The organism is Microbacterium sp. 18062 (assembly GCF_902706225.1).
In the GTDB taxonomy this organism is placed as follows: domain Bacteria; phylum Actinomycetota; class Actinomycetes; order Actinomycetales; family Microbacteriaceae; genus Microbacterium.
Genome location: NZ_CACSKB010000014.1, coordinates 67,511 through 82,413, shown reverse-complemented (window position 1 = coordinate 82,413; position 14,903 = coordinate 67,511). Strand labels below are relative to the sequence as shown.

Below are 14,903 nucleotides of genomic sequence, written 5' to 3'. Positions count from 1 at the left end.
GGGGCGGGTAGGCGCCCGGGGCCTGCGGCGCGACGCCCGGGGCCGACTGCACCGGGATGCCCTGCCAGACCGTCTTGTCGGCGAGGAAGCTGTTCGCCCACGGGGCGGGGGCGATCGCCGGGTTCCAGCGGTCCTTCGTGAACGCGAGGATGCCGTACCAGATGTAGATGCCGATACCGAGGATCCACAGCAGCAGGTAGTACCACTCCTTGTTGAGCTTCGCCCCGACGCGCCATCCGGCCAGCACCAGGGCGACGAGGGGCAGGAGCGCGAAGACGAAGCCGAGGACGGGGACGTTGCTCAGGATGCCGCCCGCGAGGATCGCGACCAGCATGACCCACGGGGACAGATCGCCGAGCTTGGCGAAGACGAGGGTGTTGTAGACGGGCACCCAGGCGCGCCACTTGCCCTGGACACCGGCCTTCTCGAAGATCTTCATGAGGAAGAACGAGCCGATCACGTATCCTGCCACCGCGAACAGCAGGATGATCGGGATGAGGATCAGAAGAAGGGCGACAACTGCCGCACCGCTGCCCGAGTCGTTGTACATGACTGCGTCCTGTCGTCGAGGCCGCGGGGGCGGCCGGCCTGGCGAGCGTCGCGCTCGCGACCCTCATGCTAGCGAGAGCAGCGCGTAATTCCCAGGATTCGCTCAGCTTCCGCGTGGCGTTTCGAACAGGAGCCAGTCGGCACCGGATTCCTCGACGCGGTGGCCGCGGGCGCTCAGCCAGGTCAGCAGTCCGCTCAGACTGCGTACCCGCGGGCGCGCCGTGGCCAGCTCGCGGACGAGCGCGCCTTTCGCGTGCTTGTTGAAGTGGTTGAGCGCCCGGACCGCACCGTCCGTGCCGTCCGTCACGATCCGCACGAACACCGAGGGGACGGAGGCCGGCACCGGTCCGAGCGCGACGTACGCCTCGGAACGCAGATCGATCACGAAGCCCGGATCGGCGGCCGCCAGAGCGGTCGTCACCGCGCCGCTCCAGTGTCGGCGGAGGGGCGCGAGCCCGGGGAGCGATGCTCCGGCCCCCAGACGGTAGGCCGGGATCTGGTCGAGGGCGCCGACCGGGCCGAAAGGGGCGGAATGGATCAGCACGTGCTCCCCTGCCCACCGGCGGGCACGGGCGTCGAGCGAGGGGGCGTCGAGCGCGTCGAAGAGCACGCCGGTGTAGCGGTCGATCGCGGCCATCGTCGGCGCGTCGCGCAGCGCCGCGTTGACCGCGATCTCGCCGAGCTGTCGCGGACCGAGCGACAGCACCCCCGCCGCAGCGTCGGGGTCGGCGGACAGAGCGACGAGCGCGTCCACGACGGCGGCCCGCGCGTCGTCCAGTTCCGGGAGCGCGAGGGACCCCGGATGCAGGGGCGCCCCGGCACCGCCCGGACGCTTCGTCTCGGACGGCGGCAACAGCACCAGCATGGCGATCCGTCCTTCTTCTCAGCCCTCGCCGGGCCCCATCCGGCCGGCAGCAACAGGCCACGGAGCGCGACCGTCTGTGGCGCTCACCCCACGGCACGCCCCGCGTGCCTGGGCCGCGCCGTCAGGCGCGCCCCAGCCGCGTCGCCGCGGCGGGCATCGCGCGCGAAGCACGCGACGCCCGCTTCGCGGGCTCAAACAAGCGCAGCGTTGCCCGCCACGATCGTGACCTGGTCGTGCTCGACGGAGACGAATCCGTCCTGCGCGTCCGCGATCACCTTGTTGCCGGAGGTCTCGGTGATCCGGACCTGCCCCTCCGCGAGGATCGCGAGCACCGGCTCGTGTCCGGTCATGAAGCCGATCTCGCCCTCGACGGTCTTCGCGACCACGAGCGTGGCGTCTCCCGACCAGATCTCCGCGTCCGCGGAGACGAGGCTCACCTTGAGCGGCATGATCAGCCGTTCTCCTTCTGGATCTGCGCCCACTTGGCCTCGACGTCGGAGATGCCGCCGACGTTGAAGAAGGCCTGCTCGGCCACGTGGTCGTAGTCGCCCTTCACGATCGCGTCGAACGACTCGATGGTCTCCTTGATCGGGACCGTGGAGCCTTCGACGCCGGTGAACTTCTTCGCCATGTAGGTGTTCTGCGAGAGGAACTGCTGGATGCGGCGCGCCCGCGACACGACGATCTTGTCCTCTTCGGACAGCTCGTCGACACCGAGGATGGCGATGATCTCCTGCAGTTCCTTGTTCTTCTGGAGGATCTGCTTGACCGCCGTCGCCACGCGGTAGTGGTCCTCGCCGATGTAGCGGGGGTCGAGGATCCGGCTCGTCGAGGTCAGCGGGTCGACGGCCGGGTACAGACCCTTCGACGCGATCTCACGCGAGAGCTCGGTCGTCGCGTCGAGGTGCGCGAAGGTCGTCGCCGGCGCCGGGTCGGTGTAGTCGTCCGCGGGGACGTAGATCGCCTGGAGCGACGTGATCGAATGACCGCGCGTCGAGGTGATGCGTTCCTGCAGAACGCCCATCTCGTCGGCGAGGTTCGGCTGGTATCCCACCGCGGAGGGCATGCGTCCCAGCAGCGTCGACACCTCGGAGCCAGCCTGCGTGAAGCGGAAGATGTTGTCGATGAACAACAGCACGTCCTGCTTCTGCACGTCGCGGAAGTACTCGGCCATCGTCAGGGCCGACAGGGCGACGCGAAGACGCGTCCCCGGCGGCTCGTCCATCTGGCCGAAGACGAGCGCGGTCTTGTCGAAGACGCCCGCCTCCTCCATCTCGTGGATGAGGTCGTTGCCCTCACGGGTGCGCTCGCCGACACCGGCGAACACCGACACACCGCCGTGGTCCTGCGCGACGCGCTGGATCATCTCCTGGATGAGGACGGTCTTGCCGACGCCCGCGCCGCCGAAGAGGCCGATCTTCCCGCCCTGCACGTAGGGGGTCAGCAGGTCGATGACCTTGATGCCGGTCTCGAACATCTGCGTCTTCGACTCGAGCAGGTCGAAGTTCGGGGCCTTGCGATGGATGCCCCAGCGCTCGGTGATCTCGATCTGCTCGCCGGGCTCGGCGTTCAGGATCTCGCCGAGCACGTTGAAGACCTTGCCCTTGGTGACGTCGCCGACGGGCACCGAGATGGGGCCGCCGGTGTCGCGCACCTCCTGACCGCGGACGAGGCCGTCGGTGGGCTTCAGTGCGATGGCGCGCACGAGGTCGTCGCCCAGGTGCTGGGCGACCTCGAGGGTCAGCTCGCTCGACTGCTCACCGATGACGATGGTGGTCTTCAGCGCGTTGTAGATGTCGGGGATGGCATCGTGCGGGAACTCGATGTCGACGACGGGGCCGGTCACGCGCGCGATGCGCCCGACGACGGCGGTCTCCGCCTTCTCGGCCGTTGGTGCGGTGGTGGTCATGGTCTCTTCCTCGTTTTCTACTTGCCGGACGCCAGCGCGTCGGCACCGCCGACGATCTCGGCGATCTGCTGCGTGATCTCCGCCTGACGCGCATTGTTGCGCAGGCGGGTGTAGTCGGTGATGAGCTTGTCGGCGTTGTCGCTGGCCGATTTCATCGCCTTCTGCGTGGCGGCGTGCTTCGCCGCCGAGGACTGCAGAAGCGCGTTGAAGACGCGGCTCTGGATGTACACCGGCAGAAGCGCGTCGAGCACCGTCTCGGGGTCCGGTTCGAACTCGTACAACGGATAGGTCGCGGAGGACGGCGCGTCCTCCTCGGCCTCCACGATCTCCAGCGGGAGCAGCCGGATCGTCTCGGGGCTCTGGGTCATCATGCTGACGAAGCGGTTGTAGACCAGGTGGATCTCGTCCACCCCGCCCTCGTCGCCCCCACGGCGGAAGGCGCCGAGCAATGCCTCGGAGATGCTCTCCGCCGTCGAGAAGTGCGGTGCGTCGGTGTCGCCGGTCCACTGCCGCTCGCTGTGCTTGCGGCGGAACTGGAAGTACCCGACCGCCTTGCGGCCGATCAGGTAGTAGACCGGCTCGCGGCCTTCGCCGATCAGCCATTCGCCGAGCTCGAGCCCCTCGCGCAGGATCTGCGAGTTGAACGCGCCGGCGAGGCCGCGGTCGGAGGTGAAGATGACCACGGCGGAGCGCCGCACGGTCTCGGGCTCCCGCGTGAGCGGATGGTCGACATCGGAGTAGGTGGCGACGGCGGACACCGCGCGGGTCACCGCGCTGGCGAACGGGCCGGAGGCGCGCACGCGCACCATGGCCTTCTGAATGCGCGAAGCCGCGATGAGCTCCATCGCCTTCGTGATCTTCTTGGTCGTCTGAGCAGAAGAGATCTTCTGCTTGTAGACCCGGAGTTGAGCGCCCATGATCGAGAGTCTCGGCCGCTCAGCCGCGCCGGCCCTTGACGATCTTCTCCTGGTTCACGTCATCGGCGTCGGCGGCGGCGAACTGCTCGCTGCCGGGTGCGTCGATGGCACGGCCGTCACCGGCTGCGAACTCCAGGACGAAGGTGTCGGTGGCCTTCTCGAGCTCGGCGACGGTGTCGTCGTCGAGCACGTTCGTCTCGCGAAGCGTGTCGAGCACCTGCGTGTTGCGACGCAGGTAGTCCAGCAGCTCGCGCTCGAAGCGCAGCACGTCCTCGACGGCGATCGTGTCGAGCTTGCCCTTGGTGCCGGCCCAGATCGAGACGACCTGCTCCTCCACCGGGTAGGGCGAGTACTGGGGCTGCTTGAGCAGCTCGGTCAGACGCGCACCGCGCTCGAGCTGACGACGCGATGCGGCGTCGAGGTCGGAGGCGAACATCGCGAACGCCTCGAGCGAGCGGTACTGGGCGAGCTCGAGCTTGAGCGTGCCGGAGACCTTCTTGATCGACTTCACCTGGGCGTCGCCACCGACGCGCGAGACCGAGATGCCCACGTCGACGGCAGGACGCTGGTTCGCGTTGAAGAGGTCCGACTGCAGGAAGATCTGGCCGTCCGTGATCGAGATCACGTTCGTCGGGATGTAGGCCGACACGTCGTTGGCCTTCGTCTCGATGATCGGGAGCCCGGTCATGGAGCCGGCGCCGAGCTCGTCCGAGAGCTTCGCGCACCGCTCGAGGAGGCGCGAGTGCAGGTAGAAGACGTCGCCGGGGTACGCCTCGCGGCCCGGCGGACGACGCAGCAGCAGCGACACGGCGCGGTAGGCCTCGGCCTGCTTGGACAGGTCGTCGAAGATGATGAGGACGTGCTTGCCGCCGTACATCCAGTGCTGGCCGATCGCGGAGCCGGTGTAGGGCGCGAGGTACTTGAACCCGGCCGGGTCGGATGCGGGGGCCGCGACGATCGTCGTGTACTCCATCGCGCCGGCCTCCTCGAGCGCGCCCTTGACGGAGGCGATCGTCGAGCCCTTCTGGCCGATGGCGACGTAGATGCAGCGGACCTGCTTGTCGACGTCGCCGGATTCCCAGTTGGCCTTCTGGTTGATGATCGTGTCGATCGCGATCGCCGTCTTGCCGGTCTGACGGTCGCCGATGATCAGCTGACGCTGACCGCGGCCGACCGGGATCATCGCGTCGATGGCCTTGATGCCGGTCTGCAGCGGCTCGTGCACGCTCTTGCGCTGCATGACGCCGGGGGCCTGCAGCTCGAGGGCGCGGCGTGCCTCGGCGGCGACCGGGCCGAGGCCGTCGATCGGGTTGCCGAGCGGGTCGACGACGCGACCGAGGAAGCCGTCGCCGACCGGGGTCGAGAGGACCTCGCCCGTGCGGGTGACGGAGTTGCCGGCCTCGATGCCGGCGAACTCGCCGAGCACGACCACACCGATCTCGTGCTCGTCGAGGTTCTGCGCGAGGCCGAGCGTGCCGTCCTCGAACGTCAGGAGCTCGTTCGCCATCACGCCGGGGAGCCCCTCGACGTGGGCGATGCCGTCCGCGGCGTCGATGACGGTGCCGACTTCGGCGGCCACCGCTCCGGTGGGCTCGTATGCCGCGACGAAGTCCTTCAGGGCGTCACGGATGACGTCGGGGCTGATGGAGATGTCTGCCATTGTCTTCCTTCGGTTCGTGGGGCCTCGGCCCCGAAGTCTCCGCCCTGTGCCGTCTCGGGAACGGGGCGGGAAGTCTGTCAGCCAGCCAGACGCTGACGGAGGTCGGCGAGCCGGGACGAGATGCTCGCGTCGATGATGTCGTCGGCGATCTGCACGCGCAGACCCCCGGTGATCGACGGATCGATGACGGTGTTGATCGAGACCTCGGTGTCATAGCGCTGCGACAGCGCGATCCGAAGTCGATCGACCTGGGCGTCGCTCAAGGGGGCGGCGGCGACCACCGTCGCCACGGTGCGCCGGTTCTGGCTCGCGACGATCCGGATCGCGCGCTCCAGGAGGCCCCGCGCACGCCGGCCGCTCGGCTGTCGCACGAGCGAGGACACGACCAGGACCGTCGCCTCGCTCGCGCGTCCGGCGAGCAGCGTCGAGACGAGCGCCCCCTTCGCGGACGCGTCGCCGGCGCGGCTGCCGAGCGCGAGCTCCAGCTCGGGATTGGCCGTCACCGTCTGGAGGAAGCGGAACAGCTCCCCCTCGAGATCCACATCGGAAGCCGCGACCGACGCCGCGCGCACGGCGAGCTCCTCGATCCCGTCGACGAGATCGCCCGCCGACGACCACCGCTGCTCGACGACCGTGTCCAACAGCGACACGGTCGTCGCGGCGAACACCGGTCCGAAGACGTCCGAGACGACCTTCGTCCGTGCCGCCGACGGCGTCGAGGCGTCCGCCAACGCCGAGGCGAGGTGGGACGACCCGCCCACCGTGCGAGCGGCGTCGAACAGCTGGCTCGCGACGGCGAGGTCGACGCCCTTCGCCGCGTGCAACGCCGCGGTGGACGCGGCGAGTGCGTGCGTGGTCGCGCTTCCCATTACTTCGCTGCCTTCTCGGCGGTCTCGAGGTCGGCGAGGAAGCGGTCGACGACGCCGCGCGCGGCCGCGTCGTCCTTCAGCTTCTCGCCGATCACGCCACCCGCCAGGTCGAGCGCGAGCGCGCCGACCTCGCCGCGCAGCGACACCAGAGCGGTCTGACGCTCGGCCTCGATCTGCGTGTGCGCCTGAGAGGTGATGCGGGCGGCCTCCGAGGACGCGGTGTCCTTCGCCTCGACGAGGATCTTCTTGCCGTCCTCACGGGCGGCCTCGCGGATCTCGCCTGCCTCCTTGCGTGCTTCGGCGAGCTGGGCGGTGTACTGCTCCAGAGCAGCCTCCGCCTGACGCTGGGCCTCGTCCGCCTTGGCGATGTTGCCTTCGATCGCGGCGCTTCGGGCATCCAGGATCTTCGTCACGCGCGGCAGTGCCACGCGCGCCACGACGAGCAGGATGATCACGAAGCAGACGCCCGACCAGATGATGTCGTACCAGGCGGGCAGCAGCGGGTTGCCCGCTTCTGCCTCTTCGGCTGCGACAGTGACAAGAGCGTTCAGCATCCTGCCTCCTTACTCGTGGTTCGCGCGGTGGATCAGAGCGCGTTGAAGATGAACGGCGTGGCGATGCCGATGAGGGCGAGGATCTCGATGAAGGCGACACCGATGAACATCGTGGTCTGCAGGCGACCGGCGAGCTCGGGCTGACGAGCCGTCGACTCGATGGTCTTGCCGATCATGATTCCGAGGCCGATGGCGGGCCCGATCGCGGCGAGGCCGTAACCCACCGTCGCGATGTTTCCCGTGACCTGGGCGAGAACCGTCGTAGCGTCCACTGGAGATTTCCTTTCTTAGGGCGAGTACCCGGGTGGGTATTCGTCAGTGCTCTTCCGCAACCGCGAGCTGGATGTAGACCGAGGTGAGGACCGTGAAGACGTAGGCCTGCAGCACGCACACGAAGATCTCGAAGAGCGTGAAGGCGAAGCCGAGGGCGAAGGTGCCTGCGGCCAACGGCGTGAACCAGTTGAAGCCGAGCAGGAAGAACTGCGTCGCCGCGAAGAACAGGACGAGCATCATGTGCCCGACCATCATGTTCAGCAGCAGACGCAGGAACAGCGAGACCGGCCGCGCGACGAACGTCGAGATCAGCTCGACGATCGCGATGATCGGCAGGAGGTAGACCGGGACACCGCTCGGGATCAGCGAGTTCTTGAGGAACCGCAGTCCGCCGTGCTTTCGGATGCCCGCGTAGATGAACAGCACGTACGCCACCAGCGCGAGCAGGAGCGGGACGCCCGCGACCGATGTTCCGGGGATGTTGATGAACGGGATGACACCGGTCAGGTTCATGAACAGGATGCCGAAGAAGATCGCGGTCAGGATCGGCAGGAAGCGACGCCCGTCGCGCTCGCCGAGGATCTGATAGACGATCTGGTCCCGCACGAAGCCGAAGCCGAGCTCGACGACGCTCTGCAACCGACCCGGCACCACGGTCATCCGGCGCGTGCCCCACAGCAGCAGCACGACGAGCAGGGCCGTCGCGATGAACTGGGCCAGGCTGATCCGAGTGAACTCGAACGGGGTGCCCTCGAACAGCAGTGCCGGGGGAAAGAAGTCCCCGATCGAGGGCGGATGGAACTCATTGTCGCCCGCAGCAGCCAGGGCGATCGAGGTCGCTTGAGTCAACGGAGTGGCTCCAGCTTCTCGTACCGACATGCGTCGATACGGGTGATGGGAAGTCGGGCCTCCCCGGGGGCACCAGCGTTGCCACTGCGCTCCAGCCGTGGAGGTAATGGAAGCCTATCAAACTCGCGGGTCGCTCGAGCCCGCTTCCGGCCCCGGAATCGTATCCGGGTCCTGAGAGTCCGTGTCGGCGACGCTCTCGGGCATCACGATGTCCGAGACGGCGGGCAGCCGCATCCGTCCGAGCACGATCAGATCGACCACCAGCGACGACACCGCAGCCCCGACCAGCGCGAGGTAGAACACCAGGTCGACGATCCATTCGACCCGCGACAGCACCACGAGGGCGACGATGACGATCACGAACTTCAGCAGCCATCCGCCCAGCACGATGCCGAAGAAGATCTCGATGTAGCGGGGCGTTCCGAACCAGCGGTTCGCGACGAGGATGCTGACCGCCGTCAGTGCGGGGAAGACGACGCCCACGAGCGCGCCGAGGACACCGCTGAACAGTCCCGGCGCCTCCGCGGCCAGGAAGCCGGCGACACCGGCGACGACGATGGCGGCGGCGCCGACGATCGATCCCCAGATCAGGACGGTGCGCAGGATCGGATTGCTCGACACGGTGGGGGTCGTCATGGGGTCTCCTCGGCGGGCTGCCGGTCGTCGGGGGCGGATGGGCGAGCCGGACGGCGCGCCGGAAGGACGGTCACCACCAAACACGCGGCGATGCCGACGACGCCGAAGGCGACACCGACCCAGTACTGGCCGAACCAGTCCTCGCGCGTGGCGATGTACATGAGCAGGACCGCGATGCCGATGACGGCGGTCCAGGCGTAGAAGATGAGCACCGCGTCGCGGTCGGAGTGCCCCATGTCGAGCATGCGGTGATGCAGATGTTTCCGGTCGGGAGAGAAGGGCGACTTCCCCGCGCGCATCCGGCGCAGCACCGCGGAGCCGAAGTCGAGCAGCGGGAGGAGCACCACGGCGACCGGCAGCAGGATGGGAATGAACGCGCCGAGCAGCTGCGAACGGCCCAGGAGGTCCGGATCGAGCACGGCCGGGTCGAGCTGTCCGGTGATCGCGACGGCGGACGTCGCCATGAGCAGGCCCAGCATCAGGGCGCCGGAGTCCCCCATGAACATCTTCGCGCGGTGCCAGTTGAACGGCAGGAAGCCGGCACACGCGCCGATCAGCACCGCGGCGATGAACGACGCCAGGTTGAAGTAGGTGCTGGCCCCCGTGTCGCGCGCGAGGAGATACGAGTATGCGAAGAAGACGCCGTTCGCGATCAGGCAGACGCCCGCGACCAGGCCGTCGAGCCCGTCGATGAAGTTGACCGCGTTCATCACGATCACGATGGAGAACACCGTCAGCAGGAAGCTGACCCAGCTGGAACCGACCGTGAGCCCCCCGATGGGCAGGGCATAGATCTGGATCTGCCCGAACCAGGCGATGATGCCTGCGGCCAGGAACTGCGCGCCGAGCTTGATCATCCAGTCCAGGTCCCAGAGGTCGTCGGCGATGCCGACCAGCACGATCAGCAGCGTCGCCCCGAGGATCGAGAGGACAGGCCACGGATCGGCCCAGAAGATCGAGAAGAACGGGTTCTGCGACGAGATCGCGAAGGCCGCGACCACGCCCAGGAACATCGCGATCCCGCCCAGGCGCGGCGTCGGACGCGTGTGCACGTCCCGCTCGCGGATCGGCGGATGCAGCTCGTACCGGATCGCGACCTTCCACACGGCCCACGACAGCCCGAAGGTGATGAGCGCCGTGATGGCCGCGATCAGGAGGTACTGCTTCACGCGGTACCGTCCGCGCCCTCGTCCGCGTCGGTCTCCGGCTCGAGCAGGTCGCCGAGCTCGGCCTCGAGCTGCGCGAACGAGATCGCTCCGTAGCGGAGGAGGCGGACGCGTCCGGTGCCGCCGTGCGCGATCGCGGTCGCGTCGACGATGGTCGAGGGCACTCCCGTCGAGCTCGGGCCGTCGTCGAGGTACACCTCGACGCTCTCGCCGAGCATGTCCCGGGCCGAGAAGGCGTCGACCGCGGCCGGGCGGCCGGTGAGGTTGGCGCTGGACACGGCGAGCGGCCCGGTCTCCTCGAGCAGCTCCAGGGCGAGGCGATGGGCGGGCATGCGCACGGCCACGGTGCCACGGGTCTCGCCGAGGTCCCACGAGAGCGACGGCTGTGCGGGGAGCACGACCGTGAGCCCGCCTGGCCAGTGCCGCTCGACGAGCCGCTCGATCGGCGCGGGCAGGTCGCTCACCAGCGCCCTCACGGTCGTGAGACCGGCCACGAGCACCGGCGGCGGCTGCTGGCGTCCGCGCCCCTTCGCGGCGAGAAGCCGGGCGACGGCGGCCGGGCTGAACGCGTCGGCGCCCACGCCGTAGACGGTGTCGGTGGGCAGCACGACGAGCTCGCCCCGGCCGATCGCGTGACGGGCCTGGCGCATGCCGGTGAGCAGCTGGGACTCGTCGTGGCAGTCGAAGAGTGTGGACATGACCGGCTCAGTCTACGCGGCGCCGCAGCGCCCGTTCAGGGGCGGACGGCGGTCGTCGCGCGGTCGCGGAGGGTGAGGTCCCGGTGGGTCGCGGCGGAGAGCCACCCCGCATCCGTCAGCACGGCGCGCACGCCCTCGCCCTGCAGCTCGCCGTGCTCGATCACGATCAGTCCTCCCGGGTGCACGAGACGCCACCCCACCCCGGCGAGCACGCGGACGACGTCGAGTCCGTCCTCGCCGCCGTAGAGCGCCGCGGGCGGATCGAACAGCCGCACCTCGGGGTCGCGCGGGACGGCCGCATCCGGCACGTAGGGCGGGTTCGACACGAGCACCGTGACGGTTCCGTCTAGCTCGGGGAACGCACGCGCGAGGTCGATGAAGGCGAGCCGGGCGTTGTCCGCGCCGACCCGGGCGAAGTTCTCCTTCGCCCAGACGAAGGCGTCGACCGAGTTCTCGGCCGCGTGCACGCGCGCGTGCGGCACCTCGGTGGCCAGCGACAGCGCGATCGCGCCGGACCCGGTGCCGAGATCCACCGCGACCGGCGCGGGCGAGGCCGACGCGAACAGGGCGTCGACGGCGATCTGCGCGACCATCTCGGTCTCCGGGCGCGGCACGAAGACGCCGGGGCCGACCGCGAGCTCCAGATGCCGGAACGCGGCGACCCCCGTCAGGTGCTGGAGGGGCTCGCGCGCCGCACGGCGCTCGGCGAGGCCGGCGAGACGGGCGGCCGCCGCGTCGTCGAGGAGATCCCCCCGGACGGCGGCCGCCTGCACGCCGCCGCGTCCGAGGCCGAGCACATGGGCTGCGAGCAGCTGCGCGTCCACCTCGGGGTCGGTGATTCCCGAGCGCGCGAACAGCGCCGCGGTCTCGGCGAGCACGACGGAGAGCGGGCGCGACGGCGAGGGCTGAGCGGAGGAGGGCATGGGCGGCGCCCAGTTTAGCCGGACCCGTCACAGACGGCCGGGCCGGGCGCCCGCGGGAGAGGCCCGTGCGACCCCGGTGACCGGCTGCCGCATGTCGCCCCGCCTACGAACCGGACCTCAGACCTGCGGGCGTAGCCTCATCCCCTCCAGCCGTCCCGGTCCGCGAACGGAACCGCCCCTCAGCCACGCGACTGTAGTACTAGTGTCGCGTTTCTGAAGTTGGTAATCGGTTGGCTTTCGTGAGGATCTGCTCCGGGGTCTTGGTCCAGTCGAAGGGGTGTTCGCGGTCGTTCCAGCCGGTGATGAATTGGCAGATCTTCGCATTCAGATCCTTCACCGAGGTGAAGATGCCGCGGTGGATGGCTTGTCGGTCGATGATCGAGACAGACCCGAGATCGCGCGTTTGATCACGCGTTGGCGGGTGGGACTGTCGGCTATGTCTGCATACTTGCCAGCGTGTGCAGTGAGATGGTCGGGGTTGGTCGTGCTCCGAGTGTGCTGCCTCCGCTGACATCGAGGGCGGCGCCGGTGATGCGGGCGGCTTTGTCAGAGAGGAGGAAGGCGATGGCATCGGCAACTTGTTCGGGGTGTGCGACGCCGCCAAGGACGGACAGGGACGAGAGGTAGTCCGCGAGGCGGGGGTCTTGGAAAGCTGGGTGTCCGTTGTCGGTGAGGCCGGGGATGACCGTGTTGATGCGGATGCCTCGGGCTGCGAGGGCTTCGGCGGCATTTGCGGTGAGTGATTCGAGTGCCGCTTTGCTCATCGCGTAGACGATGTCGCCGGGGCTGGAGAAGTGTGCTCCGGCGGAGGAGATGTTCACAACGCTGCCGCGTCCGTTCGGCATAAGTGGAGTCAGCTGTTGGGTGAGGAAGAACGGTGCTTTGGTGTTGACCGCGAAGTAGTTGTCGAAGCCGGCCGGGGTGGCGTCGGTGAGGGAAGGGCCGAGGAGCTTGCCCGCATTGTTGACGAGTCCATGGAGTTCACGGCGTTGGTCATCGGTGAGGTAGTTGCGGACGGCGGTGAGGAGATGATCGATTCCGTCTGGCGTCGACAAGTCGGAGGAGTGCGGATGTATGGCGCCGCCGTGCTGTTGCGTTTCGTTCTTTAGCTTGTGAGCTCGCTCATGGTTCTTGCCGTAGTGAGCTAGGACGGTGTAGCCCTCCTCGGTGAGTTTGTGGGTGATGGCGGCGCCGATGCCGCCGGTTGCTCCTGTCACCACCACGACGCGTTCGAGACCTGCGGTGTTTGAGTCCGGGATGGGGTGATCGATGATTGTTGTCATGGCATGTCCGCCGAGATGAGGGCGATGACCGCGCTTGCGCTGTCGTGCAGGCGGGTCGGCGCCTCGGACCAGGCGTCTCGGAACGCGAGAAGGTCACGCGTTCCCATCGCAACCGCGACGAGTACCCAAGTTGCCGCAACGATATCGGTGCCTGGCTTCAGATGCCCCGCTCCTTTTGCCTGTTCGAGAAGGTCCGTGACGAACTGATCCCAGGTGCGGAAAGGGTCGATTCGGCGTTCTGGGAAGTACCGGCGAGCTTCGGTAGCCAGCCGTACTCCGGCGCGGACAACAGGGATTGTCGCGAGATTGTCGCCGACGATGCGGTATGTGTTGCGTAGAACTTCGAGGGGGACATCGCTCAGAGCACGGGCGTGTTGCTGCGCGCGCCGCATGCTCGCCCCCTCTGAGTCGAGGATCGCGGAGGCCAACGCGTGACGAGAAGCGAAGTGCTCCTCGATCGCGGCGACAGGGATACTGGCGGCGTCGGCTACATGCTCAAAGGTCAGAGCCTCGTAACCTCCGTCTGCGACAAGGCGCGCAGCAGCATCGAGGATCTTGTCCTCTTCGTCGGCCGCGGAGGAGGCCTCGAAACTCTCCTCCGCCTTGGCAGTCCCATGCAGGCCGGCAATGTCGTGGTGGTTCATGCTTATCCTTCGATGTATGCGACCTTCGCGACTCCGCCGACTCCGATCGAGGAGTCCGATTCGATCGTGATGTCGTGGATACGTTGCCCTGCACGATCCAATACCCGGTCGTCGATAATCCTCGTCCGAGTAGACAACGCCGCTGGAACGGGGGTGGGCGGTCCCACGATGTGGATACGGACCTGCCGCATCCACATGTTCCCCATTTGCTCGCGATCGATCTCGTGAGCCGTACAGATAACGGCCTGCAGCAGCTGTCCGTGCATCACCAGATGGTCGATCATCGACAGGGCCGGCCAGAAAGACGACTCCAACCCATTGAGGGGCCTCGGCCCGTCTGTGTCGACCCACAGGCGGTGCTCAGCCGAGAGCTCTGCTCGATCATGGTCGAAGCGTGTGATCGTCGCGGTGTGACGTATATGACGGAACGCTTCACCGTAGACGTTCAGGGGCGCCACGGTGGACGCTTCGATCCCTGCAGCTTGGTCCGGGTCTTTCGAGCGCATCGAGAGGGATCTGAGCTGCAACGTGCTGCGCAGTGATCCTGTTCGGGATGTGATGTTCAGCACGTGGGCCGCTTCCCGGCTCACGGAGAGCGAGGTAGGGACTCGGCCCACGTCCAGCCACGGCGAGGAGCCTCCCCGTAGGTCCAACGCCGCGATGTACCAGTTCCTGTCCATCGAGAGCCCAGGAGGCACGGATCGTTGGTACGCGAGGACGGGAAGGGCGATCGCGTCAACAGAGCTCAGATGTGTCGTGTCGCCTTCGTCGACTGGATCAACGTGTTGCGATGGCGGAATGATCACACGTCCGATCGCATTGATCCGCTCACTACTGTGGTCGACGGTCGTGGGGCGATCGATTTCGTAGCGCACATGGCGATAGCCATCACCGAAGAACCGCGTATCAGCTTCTCCGAGTACATCGTCCAAAGAGCAGGGGAACGTCGGCGAGGCTCTGGTGCTTTGCCTGACGCCCTGAGTCTCTGACACGTTACAGAGTATGCCGTATGCTCGAGGCCGCCGCAGCAACCCAATCGATACAGCAGGCACAAGTGTTGATTGGCGCGCGGACGGCCGCGCTCCGGCGCGCACTGGAGGTCGACTTG

The 14,903-nt window shown here is 67.7% G+C and carries 17 protein-coding genes; all 17 read right to left on the bottom strand.

Annotated features, from left to right (window positions below; translation table 11 throughout):
• Positions 1–550: large exoprotein (locus GVL03_RS07440; RefSeq protein ID WP_159500350.1), on the bottom strand; the 550-nt coding region annotated here is incomplete at its 3' end.
• 102 nt (positions 551–652) lie between these two features.
• The gene (locus GVL03_RS07435; protein WP_159500349.1) at positions 653–1,414 is read right to left on the bottom strand and encodes a YaaA family protein; all 762 of its coding nucleotides are present in this window, start codon (positions 1,412–1,414) and stop codon (positions 653–655) included.
• 191 nt (positions 1,415–1,605) lie between these two features.
• Positions 1,606–1,863, bottom strand: coding sequence for a F0F1 ATP synthase subunit epsilon (locus GVL03_RS07430; RefSeq protein WP_159500348.1), 258 nt, complete (start codon positions 1,861–1,863; stop codon positions 1,606–1,608).
• Positions 1,864–1,865: 2 nt separating this feature from the next.
• Positions 1,866–3,323 carry a F0F1 ATP synthase subunit beta gene (atpD, locus tag GVL03_RS07425; RefSeq protein ID WP_159500347.1) on the bottom strand — a complete coding sequence of 486 codons (1,458 nt, stop codon included), beginning with the start codon at positions 3,321–3,323 and terminating at the stop codon, positions 1,866–1,868.
• Positions 3,324–3,340: 17 nt separating this feature from the next.
• Positions 3,341–4,240, bottom strand: a complete 900-nt coding sequence (locus GVL03_RS07420) for a F0F1 ATP synthase subunit gamma (protein ID WP_159500346.1) — start codon at positions 4,238–4,240, stop codon at positions 3,341–3,343.
• A 19-nt stretch (positions 4,241–4,259) separates the two neighbouring features.
• On the bottom strand, positions 4,260–5,900 hold the full coding sequence (gene atpA, locus GVL03_RS07415; RefSeq protein ID WP_159500345.1) for a F0F1 ATP synthase subunit alpha: 1,641 nt from the start codon (positions 5,898–5,900) through the stop codon (positions 4,260–4,262).
• A gap of 77 nt (positions 5,901–5,977) precedes the next feature.
• Complete coding sequence (locus tag GVL03_RS07410; protein ID WP_159500344.1) at positions 5,978–6,769, bottom strand: F0F1 ATP synthase subunit delta; 792 nt, start codon at positions 6,767–6,769, stop codon at positions 5,978–5,980.
• The gene (locus tag GVL03_RS07405; protein ID WP_159500343.1) at positions 6,769–7,323 is read right to left on the bottom strand and encodes a F0F1 ATP synthase subunit B; all 555 of its coding nucleotides are present in this window, start codon (positions 7,321–7,323) and stop codon (positions 6,769–6,771) included. The genes GVL03_RS07410 and GVL03_RS07405 overlap by 1 nt, the downstream gene beginning before the upstream one ends.
• A 32-nt stretch (positions 7,324–7,355) precedes the next feature.
• Positions 7,356–7,595, bottom strand: a complete 240-nt coding sequence (gene atpE / locus GVL03_RS07400) for a F0F1 ATP synthase subunit C (RefSeq protein ID WP_159500342.1) — start codon at positions 7,593–7,595, stop codon at positions 7,356–7,358.
• Between the two features lie 43 nt (positions 7,596–7,638).
• Entirely contained in the window at positions 7,639–8,475 is an 837-nt protein-coding gene (gene atpB / locus GVL03_RS07395; RefSeq protein WP_159500341.1) for a F0F1 ATP synthase subunit A, read from the bottom strand.
• A gap of 87 nt (positions 8,476–8,562) precedes the next feature.
• Positions 8,563–9,081 carry a hypothetical protein gene (locus GVL03_RS07390; protein WP_200847090.1) on the bottom strand — a complete coding sequence of 173 codons (519 nt, stop codon included), beginning with the start codon at positions 9,079–9,081 and terminating at the stop codon, positions 8,563–8,565.
• The gene (locus GVL03_RS07385; RefSeq protein ID WP_159500340.1) at positions 9,078–10,250 is read right to left on the bottom strand and encodes an MraY family glycosyltransferase; all 1,173 of its coding nucleotides are present in this window, start codon (positions 10,248–10,250) and stop codon (positions 9,078–9,080) included. The genes GVL03_RS07390 and GVL03_RS07385 overlap by 4 nt, the downstream gene beginning before the upstream one ends.
• On the bottom strand, positions 10,247–10,945 hold the full coding sequence (locus tag GVL03_RS07380) for an L-threonylcarbamoyladenylate synthase (RefSeq protein WP_159500339.1): 699 nt from the start codon (positions 10,943–10,945) through the stop codon (positions 10,247–10,249). Before GVL03_RS07380 ends, GVL03_RS07385 begins: the two co-directional genes overlap by 4 nt.
• Before the next feature lie 35 nt (positions 10,946–10,980).
• Entirely contained in the window at positions 10,981–11,868 is an 888-nt protein-coding gene (gene prmC / locus GVL03_RS07375) for a peptide chain release factor N(5)-glutamine methyltransferase (protein ID WP_159500338.1), read from the bottom strand.
• 434 nt (positions 11,869–12,302) lie between these two features.
• Entirely contained in the window at positions 12,303–13,151 is an 849-nt protein-coding gene (locus GVL03_RS07370; protein WP_159500337.1) for an SDR family NAD(P)-dependent oxidoreductase, read from the bottom strand.
• A complete protein-coding gene (locus tag GVL03_RS07365; RefSeq protein ID WP_159500336.1) occupies positions 13,148–13,795 on the bottom strand; it encodes a TetR/AcrR family transcriptional regulator in 648 nt (215 codons plus the stop codon). Before GVL03_RS07365 ends, GVL03_RS07370 begins: the two co-directional genes overlap by 4 nt.
• A 2-nt stretch (positions 13,796–13,797) precedes the next feature.
• Positions 13,798–14,787 (bottom strand): AvrD family protein, encoded by a 990-nt coding sequence (locus tag GVL03_RS07360; protein ID WP_159500335.1) that lies wholly within the window; start codon positions 14,785–14,787, stop codon positions 13,798–13,800.
• Positions 14,788–14,903 lie beyond the last annotated feature (116 nt).

Excerpts from the sequence above, each read along its gene's own strand:
- GVL03_RS07435 (WP_159500349.1), bottom strand. The coding sequence starts at position 1,414 with ATGCTGGTGCTGTTGCCGCCGTCCGAGACGAAGCGTCCGGGCGGTGCC.
- GVL03_RS07430 (WP_159500348.1), bottom strand. The coding sequence starts at position 1,863 with ATGCCGCTCAAGGTGAGCCTCGTCTCCGCGGACGCGGAGATCTGGTCG.
- atpD (WP_159500347.1), bottom strand. The coding sequence starts at position 3,323 with ATGACCACCACCGCACCAACGGCCGAGAAGGCGGAGACCGCCGTCGTC.
- GVL03_RS07420 (WP_159500346.1), bottom strand. The coding sequence starts at position 4,240 with ATGGGCGCTCAACTCCGGGTCTACAAGCAGAAGATCTCTTCTGCTCAG.
- atpA (WP_159500345.1), bottom strand. The coding sequence starts at position 5,900 with ATGGCAGACATCTCCATCAGCCCCGACGTCATCCGTGACGCCCTGAAG.
- GVL03_RS07410 (WP_159500344.1), bottom strand. The coding sequence starts at position 6,769 with ATGGGAAGCGCGACCACGCACGCACTCGCCGCGTCCACCGCGGCGTTG.
- GVL03_RS07405 (WP_159500343.1), bottom strand. The coding sequence starts at position 7,323 with ATGCTGAACGCTCTTGTCACTGTCGCAGCCGAAGAGGCAGAAGCGGGC.
- atpB (WP_159500341.1), bottom strand. The coding sequence starts at position 8,475 with ATGTCGGTACGAGAAGCTGGAGCCACTCCGTTGACTCAAGCGACCTCG.
- GVL03_RS07390 (WP_200847090.1), bottom strand. The coding sequence starts at position 9,081 with ATGACGACCCCCACCGTGTCGAGCAATCCGATCCTGCGCACCGTCCTG.
- GVL03_RS07380 (WP_159500339.1), bottom strand. The coding sequence starts at position 10,945 with ATGTCCACACTCTTCGACTGCCACGACGAGTCCCAGCTGCTCACCGGC.
- prmC (WP_159500338.1), bottom strand. The coding sequence starts at position 11,868 with ATGCCCTCCTCCGCTCAGCCCTCGCCGTCGCGCCCGCTCTCCGTCGTG.
- GVL03_RS07370 (WP_159500337.1), bottom strand. The coding sequence starts at position 13,151 with ATGACAACAATCATCGATCACCCCATCCCGGACTCAAACACCGCAGGT.
- GVL03_RS07365 (WP_159500336.1), bottom strand. The coding sequence starts at position 13,795 with ATGAACCACCACGACATTGCCGGCCTGCATGGGACTGCCAAGGCGGAG.